Annotated in this window: 24 protein-coding genes; 8 read left to right on the forward strand and 16 right to left on the reverse strand. The window is 61.3% G+C overall.

The window, feature by feature from the left end:
* Window position 1: 1 nt before the first annotated feature.
* From ACEN9A_RS26430 to ACEN9A_RS26440, 3 genes are read right to left on the reverse strand one after another with little or no spacing between them, the layout of a single operon-like run.
* Window positions 2–667, reverse strand: coding sequence for a DUF1175 domain-containing protein (locus ACEN9A_RS26430; protein ID WP_033063783.1), 666 nt, complete (start codon window positions 665–667; stop codon window positions 2–4).
* Window positions 637–2349 carry a DUF2138 domain-containing protein gene (locus tag ACEN9A_RS26435; RefSeq protein ID WP_026345992.1) on the reverse strand — a complete coding sequence of 571 codons (1713 nt, stop codon included), beginning with the start codon at window positions 2347–2349 and terminating at the stop codon, window positions 637–639. The genes ACEN9A_RS26430 and ACEN9A_RS26435 overlap by 31 nt, the downstream gene beginning before the upstream one ends.
* Window positions 2350–2386: 37 nt before the next feature.
* Window positions 2387–3178: a YfaP family protein gene (locus tag ACEN9A_RS26440; RefSeq protein WP_258671268.1), complete on the reverse strand. Its 792-nt coding sequence runs from the start codon at window positions 3176–3178 to the stop codon at window positions 2387–2389.
* Window positions 3179–3455: 277 nt separating this feature from the next.
* Between ACEN9A_RS26440 and ACEN9A_RS26445 the strand changes: the two genes are divergently transcribed.
* The 4 genes from ACEN9A_RS26445 to dxs all read left to right on the forward strand — a co-directional run bounded on the left by ACEN9A_RS26445 (window position 3456) and on the right by dxs (window position 7827).
* Complete coding sequence (locus ACEN9A_RS26445) at window positions 3456–4601, forward strand: Fic family protein (protein WP_258671269.1); 1146 nt, start codon at window positions 3456–3458, stop codon at window positions 4599–4601.
* A gap of 109 nt (window positions 4602–4710) precedes the next feature.
* Entirely contained in the window at window positions 4711–4953 is a 243-nt protein-coding gene (locus ACEN9A_RS26450) for an exodeoxyribonuclease VII small subunit (protein WP_007894317.1), read from the forward strand.
* A complete protein-coding gene (gene ispA / locus ACEN9A_RS26455) occupies window positions 4950–5837 on the forward strand; it encodes a (2E,6E)-farnesyl diphosphate synthase (protein WP_019650866.1) in 888 nt (295 codons plus the stop codon). Before ACEN9A_RS26450 ends, ispA begins: the two co-directional genes overlap by 4 nt.
* A gap of 91 nt (window positions 5838–5928) precedes the next feature.
* A complete protein-coding gene (gene dxs, locus ACEN9A_RS26460) occupies window positions 5929–7827 on the forward strand; it encodes a 1-deoxy-D-xylulose-5-phosphate synthase (RefSeq protein ID WP_258671270.1) in 1899 nt (632 codons plus the stop codon).
* Between the two features lie 188 nt (window positions 7828–8015).
* Here dxs and ACEN9A_RS26465 read toward each other — a convergent pair whose 3' ends face one another.
* From ACEN9A_RS26465 to nrdR, 12 genes are all read right to left on the reverse strand, one after another.
* Window positions 8016–8816, reverse strand: a complete 801-nt coding sequence (locus tag ACEN9A_RS26465) for a cobalamin-binding protein (protein ID WP_258671271.1) — start codon at window positions 8814–8816, stop codon at window positions 8016–8018.
* A complete protein-coding gene (locus tag ACEN9A_RS26470) occupies window positions 8816–9235 on the reverse strand; it encodes a hypothetical protein (RefSeq protein ID WP_019581376.1) in 420 nt (139 codons plus the stop codon). The genes ACEN9A_RS26465 and ACEN9A_RS26470 overlap by 1 nt, the downstream gene beginning before the upstream one ends.
* The gene (ribA, locus tag ACEN9A_RS26475; protein ID WP_007933624.1) at window positions 9232–9849 is read right to left on the reverse strand and encodes a GTP cyclohydrolase II; all 618 of its coding nucleotides are present in this window, start codon (window positions 9847–9849) and stop codon (window positions 9232–9234) included. Before ribA ends, ACEN9A_RS26470 begins: the two co-directional genes overlap by 4 nt.
* Before the next feature lie 140 nt (window positions 9850–9989).
* Window positions 9990–10724 carry a substrate-binding periplasmic protein gene (locus ACEN9A_RS26480; protein ID WP_258671272.1) on the reverse strand — a complete coding sequence of 245 codons (735 nt, stop codon included), beginning with the start codon at window positions 10722–10724 and terminating at the stop codon, window positions 9990–9992.
* Between the two features lie 22 nt (window positions 10725–10746).
* On the reverse strand, window positions 10747–11250 hold the full coding sequence (locus ACEN9A_RS26485) for a phosphatidylglycerophosphatase A family protein (RefSeq protein WP_019650862.1): 504 nt from the start codon (window positions 11248–11250) through the stop codon (window positions 10747–10749).
* Window positions 11247–12212 carry a thiamine-phosphate kinase gene (gene thiL, locus ACEN9A_RS26490; RefSeq protein WP_258671273.1) on the reverse strand — a complete coding sequence of 322 codons (966 nt, stop codon included), beginning with the start codon at window positions 12210–12212 and terminating at the stop codon, window positions 11247–11249. The genes ACEN9A_RS26485 and thiL overlap by 4 nt, the downstream gene beginning before the upstream one ends.
* 23 nt (window positions 12213–12235) lie before the next feature.
* Window positions 12236–12736 (reverse strand): transcription antitermination factor NusB, encoded by a 501-nt coding sequence (nusB, locus tag ACEN9A_RS26495; RefSeq protein WP_007933632.1) that lies wholly within the window; start codon window positions 12734–12736, stop codon window positions 12236–12238.
* The gene (gene ribH, locus ACEN9A_RS26500) at window positions 12733–13209 is read right to left on the reverse strand and encodes a 6,7-dimethyl-8-ribityllumazine synthase (RefSeq protein ID WP_003228649.1); all 477 of its coding nucleotides are present in this window, start codon (window positions 13207–13209) and stop codon (window positions 12733–12735) included. The genes nusB and ribH overlap by 4 nt, the downstream gene beginning before the upstream one ends.
* A gap of 91 nt (window positions 13210–13300) precedes the next feature.
* On the reverse strand, window positions 13301–14392 hold the full coding sequence (ribBA, locus tag ACEN9A_RS26505) for a bifunctional 3,4-dihydroxy-2-butanone-4-phosphate synthase/GTP cyclohydrolase II (RefSeq protein WP_019581380.1): 1092 nt from the start codon (window positions 14390–14392) through the stop codon (window positions 13301–13303).
* A gap of 16 nt (window positions 14393–14408) precedes the next feature.
* Entirely contained in the window at window positions 14409–15086 is a 678-nt protein-coding gene (locus ACEN9A_RS26510; protein ID WP_064620656.1) for a riboflavin synthase, read from the reverse strand.
* 44 nt (window positions 15087–15130) lie between these two features.
* The gene (ribD, locus tag ACEN9A_RS26515) at window positions 15131–16264 is read right to left on the reverse strand and encodes a bifunctional diaminohydroxyphosphoribosylaminopyrimidine deaminase/5-amino-6-(5-phosphoribosylamino)uracil reductase RibD (protein WP_258671274.1); all 1134 of its coding nucleotides are present in this window, start codon (window positions 16262–16264) and stop codon (window positions 15131–15133) included.
* Window positions 16261–16725 carry a transcriptional regulator NrdR gene (gene nrdR / locus ACEN9A_RS26520; RefSeq protein ID WP_007906838.1) on the reverse strand — a complete coding sequence of 155 codons (465 nt, stop codon included), beginning with the start codon at window positions 16723–16725 and terminating at the stop codon, window positions 16261–16263. The genes ribD and nrdR overlap by 4 nt, the downstream gene beginning before the upstream one ends.
* Before the next feature lie 116 nt (window positions 16726–16841).
* On the opposite strand from nrdR, the gene ACEN9A_RS26525 reads away from it, so the two are divergent.
* From ACEN9A_RS26525 to trxA, 3 genes are all read left to right on the forward strand, one after another.
* Entirely contained in the window at window positions 16842–17306 is a 465-nt protein-coding gene (locus tag ACEN9A_RS26525) for a hypothetical protein (protein ID WP_258671275.1), read from the forward strand.
* Window positions 17303–17959: a class I SAM-dependent methyltransferase gene (locus ACEN9A_RS26530; RefSeq protein ID WP_258671276.1), complete on the forward strand. Its 657-nt coding sequence runs from the start codon at window positions 17303–17305 to the stop codon at window positions 17957–17959. Before ACEN9A_RS26525 ends, ACEN9A_RS26530 begins: the two co-directional genes overlap by 4 nt.
* A gap of 97 nt (window positions 17960–18056) precedes the next feature.
* Window positions 18057–18929: a thioredoxin gene (gene trxA / locus ACEN9A_RS26535; RefSeq protein WP_258671277.1), complete on the forward strand. Its 873-nt coding sequence runs from the start codon at window positions 18057–18059 to the stop codon at window positions 18927–18929.
* Window positions 18930–18943: 14 nt separating this feature from the next.
* Here trxA and ACEN9A_RS26540 read toward each other — a convergent pair whose 3' ends face one another.
* Window positions 18944–19285, reverse strand: a complete 342-nt coding sequence (locus ACEN9A_RS26540; protein WP_019650855.1) for a hypothetical protein — start codon at window positions 19283–19285, stop codon at window positions 18944–18946.
* Window positions 19286–19420: 135 nt separating this feature from the next.
* Between ACEN9A_RS26540 and ACEN9A_RS26545 the strand changes: the two genes are divergently transcribed.
* A complete protein-coding gene (locus tag ACEN9A_RS26545; RefSeq protein WP_258671278.1) occupies window positions 19421–20011 on the forward strand; it encodes a DUF2796 domain-containing protein in 591 nt (196 codons plus the stop codon).
* Window positions 20012–20017 lie beyond the last annotated feature (6 nt).

The following is a 20017-nucleotide window of genomic DNA, read 5'->3' on the forward strand; positions in this document are numbered from 1 at the left end:
ATCATTGGGAGAGAAAGTTCAGTCGATAGACGCCGATGAAGTTGGGGTTGGCTGCGTCGGGTATCCATCGGGTGTCCTTCCATGTCATGAGTTGCTGCAGGCTTGCGGAGCGCATGCCGTTGTCGGTGGGGGTGGTGGTGCCGGTGTGATAGGCAATGAAGCGGCCCATCCAGATCATCAGGTGCTGGTCATCGCCCTGATCGAAAAACATCAGGTCGCCAGGCCGGGCCAGGGCCAGATCGCGGCCGACCAGATGACTGTTGAACTGAATCAGTTTGATCGCGTTGACGTAAGGCCCGACCTTACCGCCCCCCTGCTGCCATTGCTGGGCGAGGCCGCGCTGGGCGTCACTCAGTTGCAACTCCGGCGGCAGGTAGCGGTTGGACAGGCCATTGCTGCGCAGCCATTTGTCGTCATGGACTTTCAGCGCTTCGTTGGCGGCAAAGCGCACCAGCCCGGCGCAGTCCTGCTGATACCAGCGCGGGCTCGGGCCTTGGGTCAATTGTTCCTGGGCGATGCGCACGAACCAGGCGCGGAATACCTGGGATTGCTGCGGGTCGAGCGCGGCGGCTTCGCTGGCGAATGTGCGAGTCCCCAGCAGCAACGCCAGCAAGCCGAGGCCTCGGATGAGTGCAGTCACAGGGCTTTCCACTCCAGCGGCAGCCATTGCCAGTGGCCGTCGGGCTCGCTGCCTTTGGGCAAGGTCAGGGCGTATTTGCCGTAGCCGCCGAGGGTGCGCAGTTTCGGAATCAGGTAGGTTTGCGCGGCGTTGTAGAACACCGGCTCCATGTCCTGCGGCAGGCTGTCGAGGGTTTCCTGTTGCATCAGTTGCGCCATGGAATCGGGGCCGAAATAGATCGGCATCAGCAGGTCTTTCGGCAGCACGTCAGCCAGCGGCGGGAAGCGTTTGTCGAGGGTGCCCAGCGCTTTGTCGACGAGTTTGTCGTCAAGGGAGAACAGCAGCGTCGAGCCGTGACGGGCCAGGCTGACGCGCATGAAGGCTTTGCCGGTGATTGCGTCTGGCTGCTCGGCATCCTTGGCCTTATAGGGGCCGAAGTTGGAGCTGACCTGGCGCTGCCACTGATGGGTTTTACCGTCCTGTTTCTCGACCACCGGGAATGCGTGCTCGGCAACATTGCCTTCGTAGGCACCGACCATCGAGCCGAACAGGTTGCCCAAGTCACCATCAAGTTTGGCGCTGTCATCGTCATTCAGGCTGGCCACCAGCAGCGGCGTGTACAGCCGGGAATCGGCGTACCAGCACAGACCAGCAGCACCGGCCATGTGTTCGGTCAGGGCCTGGGCCACGGACTCTTCGGCGCCGAGTTTCACCAGCAGCGGTTTCTGTTGTTCGGCGGCCAGCGGCAAGGCCACGCAAGCGCTGGCGCCCATCGGCATGGCTTGCCAGATCGGTTTGAAATCGAAGTCCGGCTGCTTGTCCAGTTCGTCCATGGCGAGGAAGCTGTGCCAGCCCTTGTCGTCCATGTCGAAACGCAGGCCGGCAAAGTTCGGGATGAAGCGCTGATAACCCATGGCCAACACGCTGGAGTTGACCGAGAGGCGTTGTTTTACCTCGGGCGCACGCGGCGGCAGGCCGAAGGCTTCGGGGAACAGTTTGTCGCCGTTGAGCAAGGCGGCGATCGCCTTGGTCGAAACGCCGCCAGTTTCCTCCAAAGCACCGTTTTCCGGATCGTAGAGTTTGGCCGGATTGGACAGCACCACCAATTTGTCGCCATGGGAAGCGAACACCAACGCCTTGCTGGCGTTGTAGTTGAGCTGATAGAGGGTGACGGCGTCGGCACCGACTTTCACTTCGCCGAGCTTGCTCAGCTGCGAATCATCCAGCGCCACTTTCGCCAGCGGCTCCAGCACCTTGGCCAGTCCGCCGCGATCCATCACCAACAGGAAATCCTTGAGACGCCCATCCGCCCCACGCCACAGCGCCACATCCGCCGGTTGGTCGAAGAGCTGCTCGATCAGGCTGTCCTGCAACTTCAGGTCATGCTCGTAAATGATCCGCCGCAGGCTGCCGATCAAACCGAGGCGATCGGCATGGGCTTCGTAATAGAAGACGAAATCTTCGGTCAGGGTTTCCTTGAGGAACGGCACGGCCAGCAAATCCTTGGGCAACTGGCTCAGGGAATGGGTTTCGAGCAGACCGTCCGGGCGGCTCATGCCCAGTTTGTCGCTGGCCAACTGCGCAGGCGGAGCCTTGGGTTTGTGCAGGAACCAGCCTAACCCGCCCGCTACGCCTGCCGCCAGGCACAGCCCGATCAGCAGCGCCGGCCAACGACGTGGAGTTTTGGCTGCTGGTACGTCGGCGGCCGGAGTCACAGTGTTATCGCTCATGTTCACAAAACCCGATTTCATCCGTGGTGCGGGATGTTTAATAGTTGAAAGTCTTGACCAGCAGCAGGTCGCCGATTGCCCGCAAGGGCACGATGAACGTCTCGCGTTTTTCGTCGACGGTGTTTTCATTGAGCACCAGATTGATTTGCGAGGTGATCACCTCGTTCTGGTTGCTGTTCTCATCGAAGTTATAGCCGCCGCTGCCGTAGTTGCCCCAATAGTTCACATAAACCAGATAGGTGCCGTGCATCGGCGCGGTCATGGTGAACATTTCCGGGCCGGGGCCATCGACACCGTCCGGGTCCAGCCCACCACCGTTGCTCATCGCCGGACTGGCCCAGAACGCGTGCTGGCCGTCGGGGGTAATGATGTGCAGGTCGAGTTCGGCCTTGGGATCGTCCCAGCCCAGCACCACGCGAATCCGCGCCGGGGTGCGCAGGTTGTTGGCTTCATAGAATTGAACGCGCTTGAGCGACTTGCCCTCGGAACTGCGCACTTCGACGCTGTTGGAACCGGCGCCGAACGCATACGGGCGGGCAAAACGCCCTTGATCGTCGGTGTACAGATTCAGGGGATTGCCGTTGACCGCCAGGCTGTGGGGCGGACGGAGCGTACCGAGGGCCTTGAGCTGGCCTTCGATCATTGTGCGATTGCGCTGCACACCCCGGTCGATGGGCGGTGTGGGATAGGCGACGCGAGGGTTTTCACTGCGGTCCAGCAAGCCGTGATAGCGCCAGCCGCCCACCGGTTCCGATAGCTCGGCCGTGGGCTCGGCCCACGCAACTTGAGCGCAAACCAGCGTAATCAGCAGTGAAAGAACCCAACGCATGTGACGCCTCCTGCCATGCATAACGAAACCTGGCGCCCGATCCTCGGCGCGTTACAGATCGAAAAAACTGCGTTTCGTCAGAGAGACCCTGAATATAGGGTCGTTGAAGGCGCGAAGATTAGCCATTCGGCAGTTTTTTAACAATCGGATACATCTATATTTGCGGTGGGAATCACGGTGTTTGTTGGGCGTGAGCCGAATACCGATCTTATTCGGCTCATAAAGTGAGCCGAATAAGACTATTATTCGGCTCATTCACCTTGGAGCACCCGAGTTCATGGCACCTCTCTGGATCTGGCAACGGCCTGATTGGCCAAATTTCAACTGGCAAGCCGAGCGCCTGACACCGTTATTACGCGAGTGTGTGCAAGCACAAGGTCGGTTGATGGGCATGGCCAGTTCCGTGGGTAGCTCACTATGCGCGCAGAACGAACTGGATGCGTTATTGCAGAATATCGTGACGTCTTCAGCTATCGAGGGTGAACAGCTTAATGTTGGTTCCGTGCGCTCTTCACTGGCACGACGGTTAGGTTTAAATCTGGTCGACGGCGATAAAGTGAGCCAACGCAGTGAGGGGCTGGCGCAACTAATGCTCGACGCTACGCAGCATTTTGCTGAAGCACTGACGCTTGAGCGACTACTGGATTGGCATAAATGGGTGTTTCCTGATCAGGATACAGACTTCGCCGCCCGGCCAATCCACGTTGGCACGTTACGCGGCGATGAGCCCATGCAAGTGGTTTCGGGGCGACTCGACAGGCCAACCGTTCACTTCGAAGCGCCGCCTCGCCAAGGCCTGGAGCAGCAACTGGACACATTCCTCAGATGGTTTGAAGCCAGCCGAAATCAGGCTGGCCTCGATCCATTGTTGCGGGCCGGTATCGCGCACTTCTGGTTCGTCACTTTGCACCCCTTCGACGACGGCAATGGCCGCCTTACACGAACCATCACCGACCTGGCGCTAGCCCAGGGTGAGGCTCAGGCCATCCGCTTCTATGCCATGTCGGCGAGCATCCTGGAGGATCGCTCCGGCTACTATCGAGTACTCGAAAACAGTCAGAAAGCCACGCTGGATATCACGCATTGGCTGGAATGGTTTCTACAAACGCTCCTGCGTAGTTTGCAACAAGCCATGAACCGGATCGAGTCGGTGCTGGCCAAAGCGCGCTTCTGGCAGGCACATCGGGAGTCTGAGCTGTCAGTTGAGCAGATCAAAGTGTTGAATCGTTTACTCGATGGCGGAGAGCGTGGTTTCGAGGAGGGGATCAGCGCAGCTCAATACCAGGCAGTGGCAAAGGTTTCCAAAGCCACCGCAACCCGTCATCTGACCGAACTGCTGGAGAAGGGCTGCCTGAAACGCCTGCCCGGTGGCGGGCGCAGCACTCGGTACCAGATCCTTCACCCTGAGGGTGAGGCATTCTGAGTTCGGTTTTTCCGACGCCGCGACAGGGGTTTTCAGGCCCGCTCATTTGCCCATACCCCCCATGTCTGCTAGTGTCGCGCCGGTTTAACGTCAACCGGAAATAGCCGCCATGGCCCGCAAAAAAGCTGCACTGGATTTCGAACAATCCCTCGCTGACCTGCAAACGCTGGTGGAGCGTCTGGAGAACGGCGAATTGTCGCTGGAAGACTCGCTGACCGCTTTCGAGCAGGGCATCGGGCTGACCCGTGATTGCCAGGCGGCGCTGGCCCAGGCCGAGCAGAAGGTTCAAGTGCTGCTCGAGCGTGATGGCGAGTTGGCCGAGGAACCCTTCGACGCGGATCAGCCAGAATGATTGCAGCGTATTCGGCAGCCAGCCAGGCCCGCGTCAATGCAGCACTGGAAACCCTGTTCAACCCGCCGAGCCCTGAGCTCGCCCGCCTCTATGAAGCCATGCGCTACAGCGTGATGAATGGCGGCAAGCGTGTACGTCCGCTGCTGGCCTACGCCGCGTGTGAAGCGCTGGGCGGCAAGGCCGAGCAAGCCAACGGCGCAGCCTGCGCGGTTGAGCTGATCCATGCCTATTCGCTGGTGCACGACGATTTGCCGGCCATGGACGATGACGACCTGCGTCGCGGCCAGCCGACCACCCACAAGAAATTCGACGAAGCCTGCGCGATTCTCGCCGGCGACGGTTTACAGAGCCTGGCCTTCAGCGCCCTGCTCGACCCGCGCCTGAGTGCGTCGGATGCCGAAACCCGGCTGCAGATGGTCAGCGCCCTGGCGCTGGCGGCAGGCCCGGCGGGCATGGTCGGCGGGCAAGCCATCGATCTTGGCTCGGTGGGTCTGAAGCTCGATCAAAATGCCCTTGAATACATGCATCGGCACAAGACCGGCGCGTTGATCGAGGTCAGCGTCAAACTCGGTGCCCTGGCCAGTGGCCGTGCCGAGAAGGACGAACTGAAGTCGCTGCAAAGTTATGCACAGGCCATCGGCCTGGCATTTCAGGTCCAGGACGACATTCTCGACGTCGAAAGTGACACCGCCACCCTCGGTAAACGCCAGGGCGCCGACATCGCCCGGGACAAGCCGACCTACCCGGCGCTGCTCGGTCTCGACGCGGCCAAGGCCTACGCTCTGGAACTGCGCGACCAGGCCCTGCACGCACTGCGACCGTTTGACGCTGCAGCCGAGCCCTTGCGTGATCTGGCCCGGTATATCGTTGACCGCCGCAACTGACGGCGTATCCGCCAAAAAAGACCAACGCGTGGGCAGGGGGCGATGCATCAGGTAAACTGCCGCATCTTTTATACCTATAACGATTCGCCTGATGCCCACGACGTTTCATGAGATTCCCCGTAAGCGCCCGACCACGCCCCTGCTCGACCGTGCCAACACGCCGGACGGCCTGCGCCGGTTAGGCGAAGCCGAGCTGGAAACCCTGGCTGATGAGTTGCGCCTGGAATTGCTCTACACGGTCGGCCAGACCGGTGGGCATTTCGGTGCCGGCCTGGGCGTGATCGAGCTGACCATCGCGTTGCACTACGTTTTCGACACCCCGGACGACCGGCTGGTGTGGGACGTGGGTCATCAGGCTTATCCGCACAAAATCCTCACCGGCCGTCGCGGGCGCATGAGCACCCTGCGACAGAAGGACGGCATCGCTGCCTTCCCGCGTCGCTCCGAGAGCGAGTACGACACCTTTGGTGTCGGCCACTCCAGCACCTCGATCAGCGCTGCGCTGGGCATGGCCATTGCCGCCCGCCTGCAACACAGCGATCGCAAGGCGATCGCTGTGATCGGCGACGGCGCACTGACCGCTGGCATGGCCTTCGAGGCGCTGAACCACGCGCCGGAAGTGGACGCCAACATGCTGGTGATCCTCAACGACAACGACATGTCGATCTCGCGCAACGTCGGCGGGCTGTCGAACTATCTGGCGAAAATCCTTTCCAGCCGCACTTACGCGAGCATGCGCGAAGGCAGCAAAAAGGTTCTGTCGCGCCTGCCCGGCGCCTGGGAAATCGCCCGTCGCACCGAAGAATACGCCAAAGGCATGCTGGTCCCCGGCACGCTGTTCGAAGAGCTGGGCTGGAACTACATCGGCCCGATCGATGGCCACGACCTGCCGACCCTGATCGCCACCCTGCGCAACATGCGCGATCTGAAAGGCCCGCAATTCCTGCACGTGGTCACCAAGAAAGGCAAAGGCTTCGCCCCGGCGGAAGTCGACCCGATCGGTTACCACGCCATTACCAAACTTGAACCGCTGGACGCTCCGGCCGCCGCGCCGAAAAAAGCCAGCGGGCCGAAATATTCCGGTGTGTTCGGTGAGTGGCTGTGCGACATGGCGGCGGCCGATCCGCGCCTGGTCGGGATCACCCCGGCGATGAAGGAAGGGTCCGACCTGGTGGCCTTCAGTGAACGCTTCCCGACGCGCTATTTCGACGTGGCGATTGCCGAGCAACACGCCGTGACCCTGGCAGCCGGCATGGCCTGTGAAGGCGCCAAACCGGTAGTGGCGATCTATTCGACCTTCCTGCAACGCGGTTACGACCAGCTGATTCATGACGTCGCGGTGCAAAACCTCGACGTGCTGTTCGCCATCGACCGCGCCGGTCTGGTGGGCGAAGACGGCCCGACGCACGCAGGCAGCTTCGACCTGTCGTTCCTGCGTTGCATCCCCGGCATGCTGGTGATGACCCCGAGCGACGAAAACGAACTGCGCAAAATGCTCAGCACCGGCCACCTGTACAACGGCCCGGCGGCAGTGCGTTACCCGCGTGGCACCGGCCCGAATGCACCGATCGCGAAAGACCTCGAACCGATTGAAATCGGCAAGGGCGTGGTTCGTCGTCAGGGCAGCACAGTCGCCCTGCTGGTGTTCGGCGTGCAACTGGCCGAGGCACTGAAAGTCGCCGAGAAGCTGGATGCGACGGTCGTCGACATGCGTTTCGTCAAACCGCTCGACGAAGCACTGGTTCGCGAAATCGCCGGCAGTCACCAATTGCTGGTGACCGTCGAAGAGAACGCGATCATGGGCGGCGCCGGTGGCGCGGTCAGCGAGTTCCTCGCCCGCGAGAACATCCTCAAGTCGGTGCTGCACCTGGGCTTGCCAGACATCTATGTCGAACACGCCAAGCCTGCGCAAATGCTCGCCGAATGCGGGCTGGATGAAGCCGGGATCGAAGAGGCGGTGCGTCAGCGCCTGCAATTGCTGAATCTCTAATCCTGCCCCCGGTAGGAGCTGCCGAAGGCTGCGATCTTTTGATCCTGATCTTCGGCGGCTCCATATCTGAAAAACAAAATCAAAAGATCGCAGCCTTCGGCAGCTCCTACAGGGGTTACGTCGTATCTGAACTCGTCGTTTTGATCTGACGTCTGTAGTGTTTGAGCAGACCCTTTCGCGCCTCGGTCTTAACGGTCCGGTGCGATCAACTGACAGAGCTTGGCCGTCGCTTCGATCATCTGCCCACTCGGCCGTTCCAGGCCCTTATCCGCTACCAGCAGCAATTGCCCCTGCGCCACCGCCGTCACCTGGGGCCAGGCCTTCCACGCCTCGAGCTGCGCCTGATCGCTGGCCAGAATCACCTCGGGATTGCGCTGCAACACCGCCTCCACACTGACCTGCGGCGCAGGCTGTGGCAGGTCGGCAAACACATTGCGCGCCCCGCAAACCTGTAGCGCATCACTGATGATCTGCCTTCCGCCCACGGTGTACAGCGGCCGATCCCAGACTTGATAAAACACCCGCAGCGGCTCGTCCCTTCGATAGCGCTGGCGCAGGGAGTCGAGTCGCGAACGCAGTTTTTTGGCCAATGCAACGCCCCGCTCCGCTCGCCCGAGTTGCGTGGCTATCGCCTCAACCTGCGCAGTGAGTTGCTCGAGGTCATGCGGCTCGGCGACATAGGTGGGAATGTTCAGCCGCTTGAGCTGTTCACGCTGAGCCGGCCCTACACTGCCCGGCCAGAGCAGCAGTAAATCGGGCTTGAGGCTGAGCAACCGTTCGATGTCCAACTGACCGTAGCGGCCCACCGAAGGAATGTCTTTGAGCTCGGCAGGACGCTCACCGGCATCCAGCACGCCGACCAGCAGGTCTGCCGAACCCAGTTCAATAACGATTTCAGAAAGCGACGGTGCCAGGCTGACAACCCGCTCGGCCGCAGCTGCCGGACCACCGATGGCCAGCAACAGGACTGCCAGCCAGACGCAGCGCATCAGCCGAGTTGACGCGGGATACGGTAGAGGTAGAACAGCACCGCCGTCGACAACGCCAGCAGCATCAGCGGCACGGCTTCCAGACCAACGAAGACTGCCAGTGCGCCGATCCAGGCGGGCAGGCCAGCGACCAGAAACGCAGCACGGCGTTTCGCGGCCAGGGCGATCCAGGCGGCGGGTTCTTCAGGGGTATCGAGGGCTTTTTGGGTCGCGATCAGCGCATGTTTGTAACCGCCAAAGAACTTCAGGCTGACAAACATCGACGCCACACCGGCAATGAAAAACGGCATGGCCAGCACCGGCAGAATCGCCTCGCTTTGGCCGAATAAGCCATTGACCACGAACAGCGGCAGCAAGGCCAACGCCAGATATTGCCACCAGTTGACGGCCAGTCGTCGCCGTACCTGACCGCGGGTCACGCCCGGTCAACCTCGCCCTGATGCTCGTTGCCCATCATGTGGTCGAGCTTGCTGGCCTTGGTGGCCAGGTAGAGTTTGTTGTGCGGGTTGTGCCCGGTGTGCAACGGCACGCGCTCGGCAACCACGATGCCCATGTCGGTCAAGGCTTTGACCTTGCGTGGGTTGTTGGTCATCAGACGCAGGGACTTCACGCCCAGGTGCTCCAGCATCGGCAGGCACATGGCGTAGTCGCGCTGGTCGGCGGCGAAGCCCAGGCGTTCGTTGGCTTCAACAGTGTCAGCACCGCCGTCCTGCAATTCATAGGCGCGGATCTTGTTCAGCAGGCCAATGCCGCGACCTTCCTGACGCAAGTAGAGCAACACGCCACGGCCTTCACGGGCAATCGCCTGCAACGCCGCCTCGAGTTGCGAACCGCAGTCGCAACGCTGGCTGAACAAGGCATCGCCGGTCAGGCATTCGGAGTGCAACCGGCCGAGTACCGGCGCACCGTCGGCGATCTCACCCAGGCTCAGCACCACGTGCTCGCGCCCGTTCTCTTCATCGAGAAAGCCGTGCATGGTGAATTGCGCAAAAGGCGTTGGCAGCTTGGAAGCGGCGACAAAAACGACAGGCACCGGTGTGCTCCTGATCTATAAGTACTGAAGATTCGCAGAGGCGGCATTGTAACAGCACGTTCCTACAGACGCTTAGGCTGAATTATCGGCCATAACGATCAAAAAGTTCGATATCTGCCCCGCTCCCACATAGAACGCTTTCATTTCGAGCCGAACGGATAGGGTTGCTTCCAGCGTTCGAAAATCGGTTTCAACTGGCCGCTTTTTACCAGCAGGTCCATGCGCTGATCGAACAATGCCATCAATTGCCGTGCCCGAGGAGTATCGGCGAAGCACAGGTAAAGCGGCAGATCTGCGATATGCGTGCGGCGAAACTGCGACGGATCCTTGGCTCGGCTGACGATAGAGTTAACCTCGTCCAGCGCGTCAATGTAGTAGTCGACGTGGTTGTGGATCAGCATCGGCAGAATCCCGGTACGCCGCGCGACTTCGTTATAGCGCTGCACATTGGGCAGGTAAGCCTGGTACTTGTAGCCGCGTACCCAGGCCAAACGGTAATTGCCCAGATTTTCCGCGGTCGGCGCCGGATTGGTGGCCAGGCCCAATGCATAGATCGGATCGGTATCGAAACTCCAGCGCGGATAGAGCACGTCACTGACTTCATCCCGATAGGCACCGACACACGCGTCCACTTCGCCACGCTGTGCCAGGCCCGTGGCGCGTGTATAAGGTTCGATTCGAATATCCAGTTTGACGCCCGCAGGCTCGAACACTTCGCGCAACACGTCCCAGCCCAAACCACGGCCATCGGCGGCGGTAAAGTCTTCCCACGCTTCGCTGGCCAGGTGAATCACGGACGGCGTCGTCGGCGCATCCCCCGCCTGGGCGAAGGAGCAAAACGTCGCGAAAACCATCACCATCAACCAGCGAGCCATCTTTTATCCTCGGCTGTATTCTTCAGGCGAAGAACCACACCAGCCCTTGCATCGCCAACCACGCAAACACCCCGGCCAGCACGTCGTCGAGCATGATGCCGACGCCACCGTGCACATGCCGGTCGATCCAGCGAATCGGCCACGGCTTGAGGATGTCGAAGAAGCGGAACATCAGGAACCCCGCCAGCAACCAATACCAACCTTGCGGCACCAGCCACAGGGTGATCCACATCCCGACCATTTCGTCCCAGACGATGCCTTCATGGTCGTGCACGCGCAAATCGTCGGCGACCTTGCCGCACAGCCAGAAGCCGAACAGCATGGTGATGCCGAGCATCAGCCAGTAGCCCCAGTCGGGCAGCATCTGCCACAACGGAATAAAGGGCAGCGCCACCAACGAACCCCAGGTGCCCGGCGCTTTTGGCAGGGTGCCCGAGCCGAAGCCGAACGCCAGGAAATGCCATGGATTACGCCAGACCGACGGCGGTACGAACTCCGACGGAACCTGTTTGGGATGATCTGTCACGGTGTCTCCCGAAAATGTTGGTAACCCCGGATTGGCGGGGTGATGTCGTGTCCGTCGGCGTCCAGCAGAATCACGCCCTGCCCTGCAACCACCTGCCCGAGCACATGGATCGGCCAGCCGTCCGCCAGTAACGATGGCAACTCGGCAGGCGGCAAGGTGAAGGCCAGCACGTAATCGTCACCGCCACTCAGGGCAGCCTGCTCAGCGCCGGATTGACCGAGGAAAGCCAGCAGTGCCTTCGACAACGGTAGCCTGCTGCGCTCTACCTCAATCCCGACTTTCGACGCCAGGGCAATATGCCCGCAGTCGGCGAGCAGGCCGTCGGAGATGTCCAGCGCGGCGGTGGCCTTGCCACGCAAGGCCTGGCCCAACGCCAGTTGCGGTTGCGGCGACCAGTAGTGGGCCAGCAATGGATCGGCGATGGCCGCGTCCGCTGTCCGCTGGCCGAGCACCAGCGGCAATGCGCCCGCGCCGTTACCCAAATCACCGCCCACACAGAGTAAATCGCCCGGCTGTGCGCCACTGCGGGTCAACGCCAGACCGGTCGGCACCCGGCCGAACACGGTCATGGTCAGGCTCAACGGCCCGCGAGTGGTATCGCCGCCCACCAGTGCTACACGGCAATTCTGCGCCATGAGGTTCAAACCACGGGCGAACGCTTCCAGCCAATCGGAAGTCCCGGTCGGCAAGGTCAAGGCAAGGGTAAAGGCAACGGGGGTGGCGCCCATGGCGGCCAGGTCACTGACGGCCACGGCCAGCGAGCGCTGGCCGAGCAGAAACGGGTCGCAGGGGTCGGCGAAATGCACACCGGCCACCAGCGTATCGGTAGAAATCGCCAACTGCTCCCCGGAAGGAACAGCCAGCAAGGCGCAGTCGTCGCCGATCCCGAGGGCAACGCCTTCGCCGCCCTGCGCACAAGGCGCGGCGGCGAAGAAATTGCGGATCAGCTCAAACTCGCCCATGGCAATGGCAGTTCAAGCGCCGATCAGCGCTTGAACGCCTTCACTTCAGCTTCACGCAGACGCGGGGCCAGCTTGTCGAGCACACCGTTGACGAACTTGTGACCGTCGGTGGAACCGAAGACCTTGGCCAGTTCGATACCTTCGTTGATCACAACGCGGTACGGCACGTCGACGCGCTTGAGCAGCTCCCAGGTGGACAGGCGCAGAACCGCCAGTTCAACCGGGTCCAGCTCTTCGATGGTCAAGTCCAGGCAAGGCTTGAGCGCGGTGTCGATTTCGGTCTTGAACTGCGGAACCCCGTGCAGGATTTCGCGGAAGTACGCGCCATCGACATCGGTGAAATCGTTATCGACCCGGAACTGCGCTTCGATCTCGTTCAGCGACTGCTTGGCCATGTGCCATTGGTACAGCGCCTGAGTCGCGAGCTGACGGGCTTCGCGACGCTTGGCGCTTTTCGATGGCTTGCCGGCATCCGCAGGCTTTGGATCGCGCGGGTTGAAACGATCGCTATCGTCGCTAATCACTTGGCCTCCAACTGCGCCAGCAGGCTGACCATTTCCAGAGCGGACAGGGCAGCTTCAGCACCTTTGTTACCGGCCTTGGTGCCGGAACGTTCGATGGCTTGTTCGATGGAATCAACGGTCAGTACGCCGAAAGCGACCGGTACGCCGAACTCCATGGACACCTGGGCCAGGCCCTTGGTGCATTCGCCAGCCACGTATTCGAAGTGCGGAGTACCGCCACGAATGACCGCGCCCAGGGCGATGATTGCCGCAAACTCGCCCTTCTGAGCGACTTTCTGCGCAACCAGCGGGATTTCGAAGGCGCCAGGCGCACGGATGATGGTGATGTCGCTTTCGCTCACGCCATGGCGAACCAGGGCATCAACTGCACCGCTGACCAGGCTTTCAACCACGAAGCTGTTGAAACGGCCCACTACCAGAGCGTAGCGGCCTTTAGGGGCGATGAAGGTACCTTCGATGGTCTTCAGGGTCATTCGTTAGATCTCTTAAAGAGCCGGGACGCGCTTTCTACGCGTCCCTCAGTGATGTGTTAGCCGCGAATCAAGGACTGGAAACAACCGGTCATTATTCGGAGGGCACGTATTCTACAACTTCCAGATCGAAACCGGATATCGCATTAAATTTCATCGGCGCAGACATCAGGCGCATTTTACGCACGCCCAGGTCCCGAAGGATCTGCGAACCGGCACCCACAGTGCTGTAGGTGGTCGGCTTTTTCACCGCCAGGTGGTCGGCGGTTTCGCGGATGTGCGCCAGCAACACGTCGCCATCGAGCGGGTGACCGAGCAACAGCACCACACCACTGCCAGCCTCGGCAACCGCGGCCATGGCGGCGCGCAGGCTCCAGCGGCCCGGTTGCTTGACCATCAGCAGGTCACGCAGCGGGTCCATGTTGTGCACCCGAACCAGGGTCGGTTCTTCGGCGCACACGTTGCCCAGGGTCAGTGCCATGTGCACGTCGCCTTCCACCGAATCACGATAGGTCACCAGGTTGAACTGGCCCAGTTCGCTGTCCAGCGGCTGCTCGGCAATCCGCTGAACGGTACGTTCGTGGATCATCCGGTAGTGAATCAGGTCGGCAATGGTGCCGATCTTGATGTTGTGCTCGGCGGCAAACGCTTCGAGTTCGGCGCGACGGGACATGGTGCCGTCGTCATTCATCACTTCGCAGATCACACCGCTCGGCTCGAAACCGGCCATGCGCGCCAGGTCGCAAGCCGCTTCGGTGTGACCGGCGCGGGCCAGGGTGCCGCCAGCCTGGGCCATCAGTGGGAAGATGTGGCCGGGGCTGACGATGTCTTCAGCCTTGGCGTCTTTGGCGGCAGCGGCTTGCACGGTGCGCGCACGGTCGGCCGCGGAGATACCGGTGGTCACGCCTTCGGCGGCTTCGATGGACACGGTGAACTTGGTGCCGAAGCCGGAACCGTTGCGTGGCGCCATCAATGGCAGCTTGAGCAGTTCGCAGCGCTCGCGGCTCATCGGCATGCAGATCAGGCCACGGGCGTGCTTGGCCATGAAGTTGATGTGTTCAGCCTTGCAGCACTCGGCGGCCATGATCAGGTCGCCTTCGTTCTCGCGGTCTTCGTCATCCATGAGGATGACCATCTTGCCTTGGCGGATGTCTTCAACCAGTTCTTCGATGCTATTGAGCGCCACAAGGCACCCCCTTGAGTCAGGATTTGAGATAGCCGTTTTGGGCCAGAAAGCTTTCAGTAATCGTGCCGCCAGACTTTTGTGAAGAGCCAGGCTCAGCAGCCTTGTCGCCCAGCAGCAGGCGCTCCAGATAACGGGCCAGCAGATCGACCTCCAGGTTCACCCGGCGACCTGGCTTGTAAGAAGCCATGATGGTTTCGCTCAGGGTGTGCGGAATGATCGTCAGCAGGAATTCGGCGCCATCGACCGCGTTCACCGTCAGGCTGGTGCCGTCGACGGTGATCGAACCTTTATGGGCGATGTACTTGGCCAGTTCTTTCGGCGCACGGATGCGAAATTCCACGGCGCGGGCATTGTCGGTGCGCGAGACCACTTCGCCGACACCGTCGACGTGACCGCTGACCAAGTGCCCCCCGAGGCGGGTGGTCGGGGTCAGGGCTTTTTCCAGATTTACTGGGCTACCGCTTTTGAGGTCATTCATGGCGGTGCAGTCGAGGGTTTCGCGACTGACGTCCGCCGCAAAGCCATTGCCCGGCAGTTCAACCGCCGTCAGGCACACGCCGTTGACGGCAATGCTGTCACCCAGTTTGACGTCGCTCAGGTCGAGCTTGCCGGTTTCTACGTAAACTCGCACATCTCCGCCTTTTGGGGTCAATGCACGAATACTGCCGATGGATTCGATGATGCCGGTAAACATGGAGTCCTCCTCGAGAACAGGGCCTTCTGGGCTGCAGCCGGGAATTATACGCTGACCGTTGGGACAGGTATGGCAATGACTCGCCAGTCATCGCCAACCGCGCGGATTTCGGTAATTTTGAGCTCGGGCGCATCTTTCATCTGCGCCAGCGGCCAGTCCAGCAACGGTCGCGCCGTGGAGCCGAGGAACTTGCCGGCAATGAATATCTGGAACTCGTCCACCAACCCTTGCTGAGCAAACGCCCCGGCCAGACGTGGGCCAGCCTCGACCAGCACCTCGTTGACGTCACGGGCAGCCAGTTCAACCAGCAACTTGCGCAAGTCGACCTGGCCATCGTCGCCCGCCACGATCAGGCATTCCGGACCGTTGGCGTATTGCTCTTCGATCGCCATGCACGTCGCGACCAATGCCGGGCCGGCCTTGAAGAACGGCGCGTCCAGCGGCACCCGCAGGCGACCGTCGATCAGCACGCGCAGTGGCGGACGGCTCATGACCAAGGCCGTTTGTTCGGGATCGAGGCCCAATTCATCGGCTCGCACGGTCAAGCGGGCATTGTCCGCCAGCACCGTGTCGGCGCCGGTCAGCACCACGCTGGCCTGAGCGCGCAGCCGTTGTACCGCCGAACGTGCCGCCGGGCCGGTGATCCACTGGCTCTCGCCGCTTTCCATCGCCGTGCGCCCGTCGAGGCTCATGGCCAACTTGACCCGCACGAACGGCAAGCCGTGTTCCATGCGCTTGAGGAAACCTTCATTAAGCTTGCGCGCCTCGCCTTCCAGCACGCCGCTTTCGGTGGCGATACCCGCCTGGGCCAGACGTTGCAGACCGCGACCGGCGACTTCCGGGTTCGGGTCCTGCATCGCCGCAACGACGCGCGCCACACCGGCATTCACCAGCGCATCGGCGCAGGGCGGTGTACGGCCGTGGTGGCTGCACGGTTCCAGGGTCACGTAAGCCGTGGCGCCTCGCGCCTTGTCACCGGCGGCACGCAAGGCGTGGACTTCGGCATGGGGCTCGCCGGCGCGCACATGCCAGCCTTCGCCGACAATCTGCCCATCACGCACCACCACGCAACCAACCCGCGGGTTGGGGTGCGTCGTGTAATGACCTTTGCGCGCCAGTTCCAGGGCACGGGCCATGTAATGGGCGTCGAGGATGGCTTGTTCCGGGGAGGTGGTCATTCTTTCACCGGTTCACGGGCGAGGCGATCGATCTCTTCGCGGAACTCGTTGAGGTCCTGGAAGCGTCGGTACACCGAAGCGAAGCGGATATAGGCGACTTCATCAAGCTTTTTCAGCTCGGCCATCACCAGTTCGCCGACCACGAGGGATTTGACCTCGCGCTCGCCAGTGGCGCGCAGCTTGTGTTTGATGTGCACCAGCGACGATTCCAGGCGCTCGACACTCACCGGGCGCTTCTCCAGCGCTCGCTGCATGCCGGCACGAAGTTTTTCTTCGTCGAACGGCTGGCGACTGCCGTCGGTTTTGATCAGGCGCGGCAACACCAGTTCAGCGGTTTCGAACGTCGTGAAGCGTTCGCCGCAGGCCAGGCATTCACGCCGGCGGCGCACCTGTTCGCCCTCGGCGACCAGACGCGAGTCGATGACCTTGGTGTCGTTGGCACCGCAGAAGGGACAGTGCATGGTGGCAGGCAACAAAAAATGGGAGGGCCATGGTAGCGCATCCCCGTGGCAAGACAAGCCATAGGGTTTGCGGTATACAGACGGGCTATAATGTTTTCACCTTGCCGGAGCCGCCAATGTCGTTACGACCGCTCGTTTTGCTCAGTCTTTTCAGCCTGCTGGTGGCCTGTGGCAGCGATGCACCCAAGCCCCAGCCACCGACGCCCGGCCCGGCGCCGCAACAGGCACAGAAGAAAGCCAAGGCGTCTGCCGAGCTCGGCCCGCTGCCGGCTTACCAACGTGAAATCAGCGGCACCCTGCTGGGCGTGCCGGCCGACGCCGAAGTCGAACTGGCGCTGCTGGTGATCGACGACAAGGGTCGTCCGCAACAATTGCTCGCCAGTGCCAACCTGATCGGCACCAATCAGGTGTTGCCGTTTCGCCTGCGTTTCAACCCTGAATCCTTCCCGGTTGGCGCTCGCGTTGAACTGCGCGGCCGTGCCAGCCAGTCCGGGCAGTTGATACTGCATCTGCCGGCGCAAATCGTCACACAGCCGACAACCCAGGCCCTGGGTCAACTGCAATTCGTCAAAGCGCCATGATTGCACCGCTCGACCTGCAACAGGCGTTGGGTGAACTGCTCGGTGACGCGCAGCTTGTAGCCTGCGAGTTACCGGGCACCGAGCTGAAACTCTGGCTGATCGACGGCGACAACATGGACCGCGCCTTCAGCCCCGAAGAAACCCGGCGGATTCTCCACGAGCCGCCGTACTGGAGTTTCTGTTGGGCCAGTGGGTTGGCCGTGGCCCGCTATCTCGCCGAACACCCGCACTGGGTCGAAGGCAAACGGGTGCTGGATTTCGGCGCCGGTTCCGGGGTGGCCGCGATTGCGGCAGTGAAGGCCGGGGCGCTGGAAGTGGTGGCCTGTGACCTGGACCCGCTGGCGATTGCCGCGTGTCGGGCGAATGCCGAACTCAATGATGTGCAGCTGCGCTACTCGACGGATTTTTTCGCCGAAGCGGATCGATTTGATCTGATTCTGGTGGCCGACGTGTTGTACGACCGGGAAAATCTGCCGCTACTCAACGAGTTTCTCAGCCGTGGCCGGGAAGCGTTGGTGGCGGATTCACGGGTGCGGGATTTTCGCCATCCGCTGTATCGGCGCATCGAGATGCTGGAGGCGATGACCTTGCCGGACCTGGCCGAGCCCGAAGAGTTTCGGCATGTGAGCCTTTACCACGCGCGGCGCGGTTAGCAAAAAGCTTCACGGGCAAGAGTTGGATCACCCCCGCTTTCAGCCGCCCCCCACCAAGCCTTATAGTGGCCTCATCCACGCTTTTACGAGATCCCCCATGAGTCAGGAAACGCCGTACATCTTCGACGCCACGACTGCCGATTTCGACCAGTCGGTGATCGAGAACTCTTTCCACAAACCGGTACTGGTGGATTTCTGGGCCGAATGGTGTGCGCCGTGCAAGGCCTTGATGCCGATGCTGCAAACCATCGCCGAGAGCTATCAGGGTGAGTTGCTGCTGGCCAAGGTCAACTGCGACATCGAGCAGGACATTGTTGCGCGTTTCGGCATTCGCAGCCTGCCGACCGTGGTGCTGTTCAAGGACGGTCAGCCGGTGGACGGTTTTGCCGGTGCGCAACCGGAATCCGCTGTGCGCACGATGCTCGAACCTCATGTACAAATGCCGCCTCCAGCCGCCGCCGATCCGTTCGAACAGGCTCAGGCGCTGTTCGATGACGGCCGTTTCGCCGACGCCGAAGCCACACTCAAGGTCTTGCTGACTGAAGACAACACCAATGCCAAGGCACTGATCCTCTACGCCCGCTGCCTTACCGAGCGCGGCGAGCTGAGTGAAGCGCAAGCCGTGCTCGACGCGGTCAAGACCGATGAGCACAAGGCCGCACTGGCCGGCGCCAAGGCGCAGATCCAGTTTCTCGGTCAGGCCAGGGATTTGCCGGATGCGGCAGACCTGAAAGCACGCCTGGCGAAAAACCCGCAGGACGATGAGGCGGTCTATCAACTGGCGATCCAGCAACTGGCCCGTCAGCAATACGATGCGGCGCTGGATGCGTTGCTGAAACTGTTCATCCGCAACCGCAGCTACAGCGAAGGCTTGCCACACAAGACCTTGCTGCAAGTGTTCGAACTGCTGGGCAACGATCACCCGTTGGTGACCACGTACCGTCGCAAGCTGTTTGCCGCGCTCTATTAAGATTTTTTTGCGGCTTACTCGATCCAGCTGTAGAGCGGCGTATCCCCGCCGCTCACCACTTTGACGTCCGCGCAGTGGCGCAAGCGCACCAACAAGCGCTTGCCCGCCGCTGCGCTGCCGGTCAGCCCTTCCAGTTGCTCCAGCAAATCCGGCCCGCTCAATTGCCCGGCCTTGCGCAGCAATTCTTTGGCGATCTGCCACAGCGCCTCGTCCTGATTCACCGGTTTGGAGGGGGTCACACTCGCCTCGGGTTTGGCTGCCTGCAACTGCGCACCGAGCTGCGCCCAGTCGCCCTCATCCAGCTCCAGGGTCAAATCCACCGGCCAGTCGCCGATGCTTCCGCGTATACGCAACATAAGTCTGCTCCATCACATACCTGACCCGCATGCTCCCATGGGTCTTGCACAACGCCAAGCAGACGGTCAAACTCTCGGCACTTTCGTTATAAGATTACATAACAAATTCTTCATTTTACTTTTCGGAGACCCGCCATGCGCCGTCTGCTGCTCGCTTTGCCGTTTGCCTTGTTGCCGCTGGCTGTCGCCCACGCGGCTGTCGAGCATGATCACGACCATGAGCACGGCAGCCTCGGCGCCCACGAACACGGCGTCGGTCGTTTGAATGCGGCGCTGGACGGCCAGACCCTGGAGCTGGAACTGGAAAGCCCGGCAATGAACCTGGTGGGTTTCGAACACGTCGCCACCACCGACGCCGACAAGGCTAAAGTCGCCGCCGTCCGCGCCCAACTGGAAAAACCACTGACACTGTTCAACCTGCCGAAAGCCGCCGGTTGCGTGGTCGCGACTCAAGAACTGGAAAGCCCGCTGTTCGGTGACAAGCCGGATGCCGACGAAGATGATCACGAGGAGGCCAAGGACGGTCACGAACATCACCATGATCACAGCGAAATCCACGCCCATTACCAATTCAGTTGCTCGGCCCCAGGCGCGCTGAAAACCCTGGATCTGGCGACTGTCTTCAGCACATTCCCGGCTACCCAGAAGATTCAGGTACAACTGATCAGCCCGAGCGGACAGCAAGGGGTTGAAGTGACGGCCAAGGCCGCCGCCCTGAAATTCTGATCCGAC

This window comes from Pseudomonas sp. Pseusp18, from assembly GCF_059506005.1.

Excerpts from the sequence above, each read along its gene's own strand:
- ACEN9A_RS26440 (WP_258671268.1), bottom strand. The coding sequence starts at position 3,178 with ATGCGTTGGGTTCTTTCACTGCTGATTACGCTGGTTTGCGCTCAAGTT.
- nrdR (WP_007906838.1), bottom strand. The coding sequence starts at position 16,725 with ATGCACTGTCCCTTCTGCGGTGCCAACGACACCAAGGTCATCGACTCG.
- ribD (WP_258671274.1), bottom strand. The coding sequence starts at position 16,264 with ATGACCACCTCCCCGGAACAAGCCATCCTCGACGCCCATTACATGGCC.
- ACEN9A_RS26545 (WP_258671278.1), top strand. The coding sequence starts at position 19,421 with ATGCGCCGTCTGCTGCTCGCTTTGCCGTTTGCCTTGTTGCCGCTGGCT.
- thiL (WP_258671273.1), bottom strand. The coding sequence starts at position 12,212 with ATGGGCGAGTTTGAGCTGATCCGCAATTTCTTCGCCGCCGCGCCTTGT.
- ACEN9A_RS26435 (WP_026345992.1), bottom strand. The coding sequence starts at position 2,349 with ATGAGCGATAACACTGTGACTCCGGCCGCCGACGTACCAGCAGCCAAA.
- ribH (WP_003228649.1), bottom strand. The coding sequence starts at position 13,209 with ATGACCCTGAAGACCATCGAAGGTACCTTCATCGCCCCTAAAGGCCGC.
- trxA (WP_258671277.1), top strand. The coding sequence starts at position 18,057 with ATGAGTCAGGAAACGCCGTACATCTTCGACGCCACGACTGCCGATTTC.
- ACEN9A_RS26450 (WP_007894317.1), top strand. The coding sequence starts at position 4,711 with ATGGCCCGCAAAAAAGCTGCACTGGATTTCGAACAATCCCTCGCTGAC.
- ACEN9A_RS26465 (WP_258671271.1), bottom strand. The coding sequence starts at position 8,816 with ATGCGCTGCGTCTGGCTGGCAGTCCTGTTGCTGGCCATCGGTGGTCCG.
- ACEN9A_RS26430 (WP_033063783.1), bottom strand. The coding sequence starts at position 667 with ATGGCTGCCGCTGGAGTGGAAAGCCCTGTGACTGCACTCATCCGAGGC.
- ACEN9A_RS26480 (WP_258671272.1), bottom strand. The coding sequence starts at position 10,724 with ATGGCTCGCTGGTTGATGGTGATGGTTTTCGCGACGTTTTGCTCCTTC.
- ACEN9A_RS26510 (WP_064620656.1), bottom strand. The coding sequence starts at position 15,086 with ATGTTTACCGGCATCATCGAATCCATCGGCAGTATTCGTGCATTGACC.
- dxs (WP_258671270.1), top strand. The coding sequence starts at position 5,929 with ATGCCCACGACGTTTCATGAGATTCCCCGTAAGCGCCCGACCACGCCC.
- ispA (WP_019650866.1), top strand. The coding sequence starts at position 4,950 with ATGATTGCAGCGTATTCGGCAGCCAGCCAGGCCCGCGTCAATGCAGCA.
- ACEN9A_RS26540 (WP_019650855.1), bottom strand. The coding sequence starts at position 19,285 with ATGTTGCGTATACGCGGAAGCATCGGCGACTGGCCGGTGGATTTGACC.
- ACEN9A_RS26445 (WP_258671269.1), top strand. The coding sequence starts at position 3,456 with ATGGCACCTCTCTGGATCTGGCAACGGCCTGATTGGCCAAATTTCAAC.
- ACEN9A_RS26525 (WP_258671275.1), top strand. The coding sequence starts at position 16,842 with ATGTCGTTACGACCGCTCGTTTTGCTCAGTCTTTTCAGCCTGCTGGTG.
- ACEN9A_RS26530 (WP_258671276.1), top strand. The coding sequence starts at position 17,303 with ATGATTGCACCGCTCGACCTGCAACAGGCGTTGGGTGAACTGCTCGGT.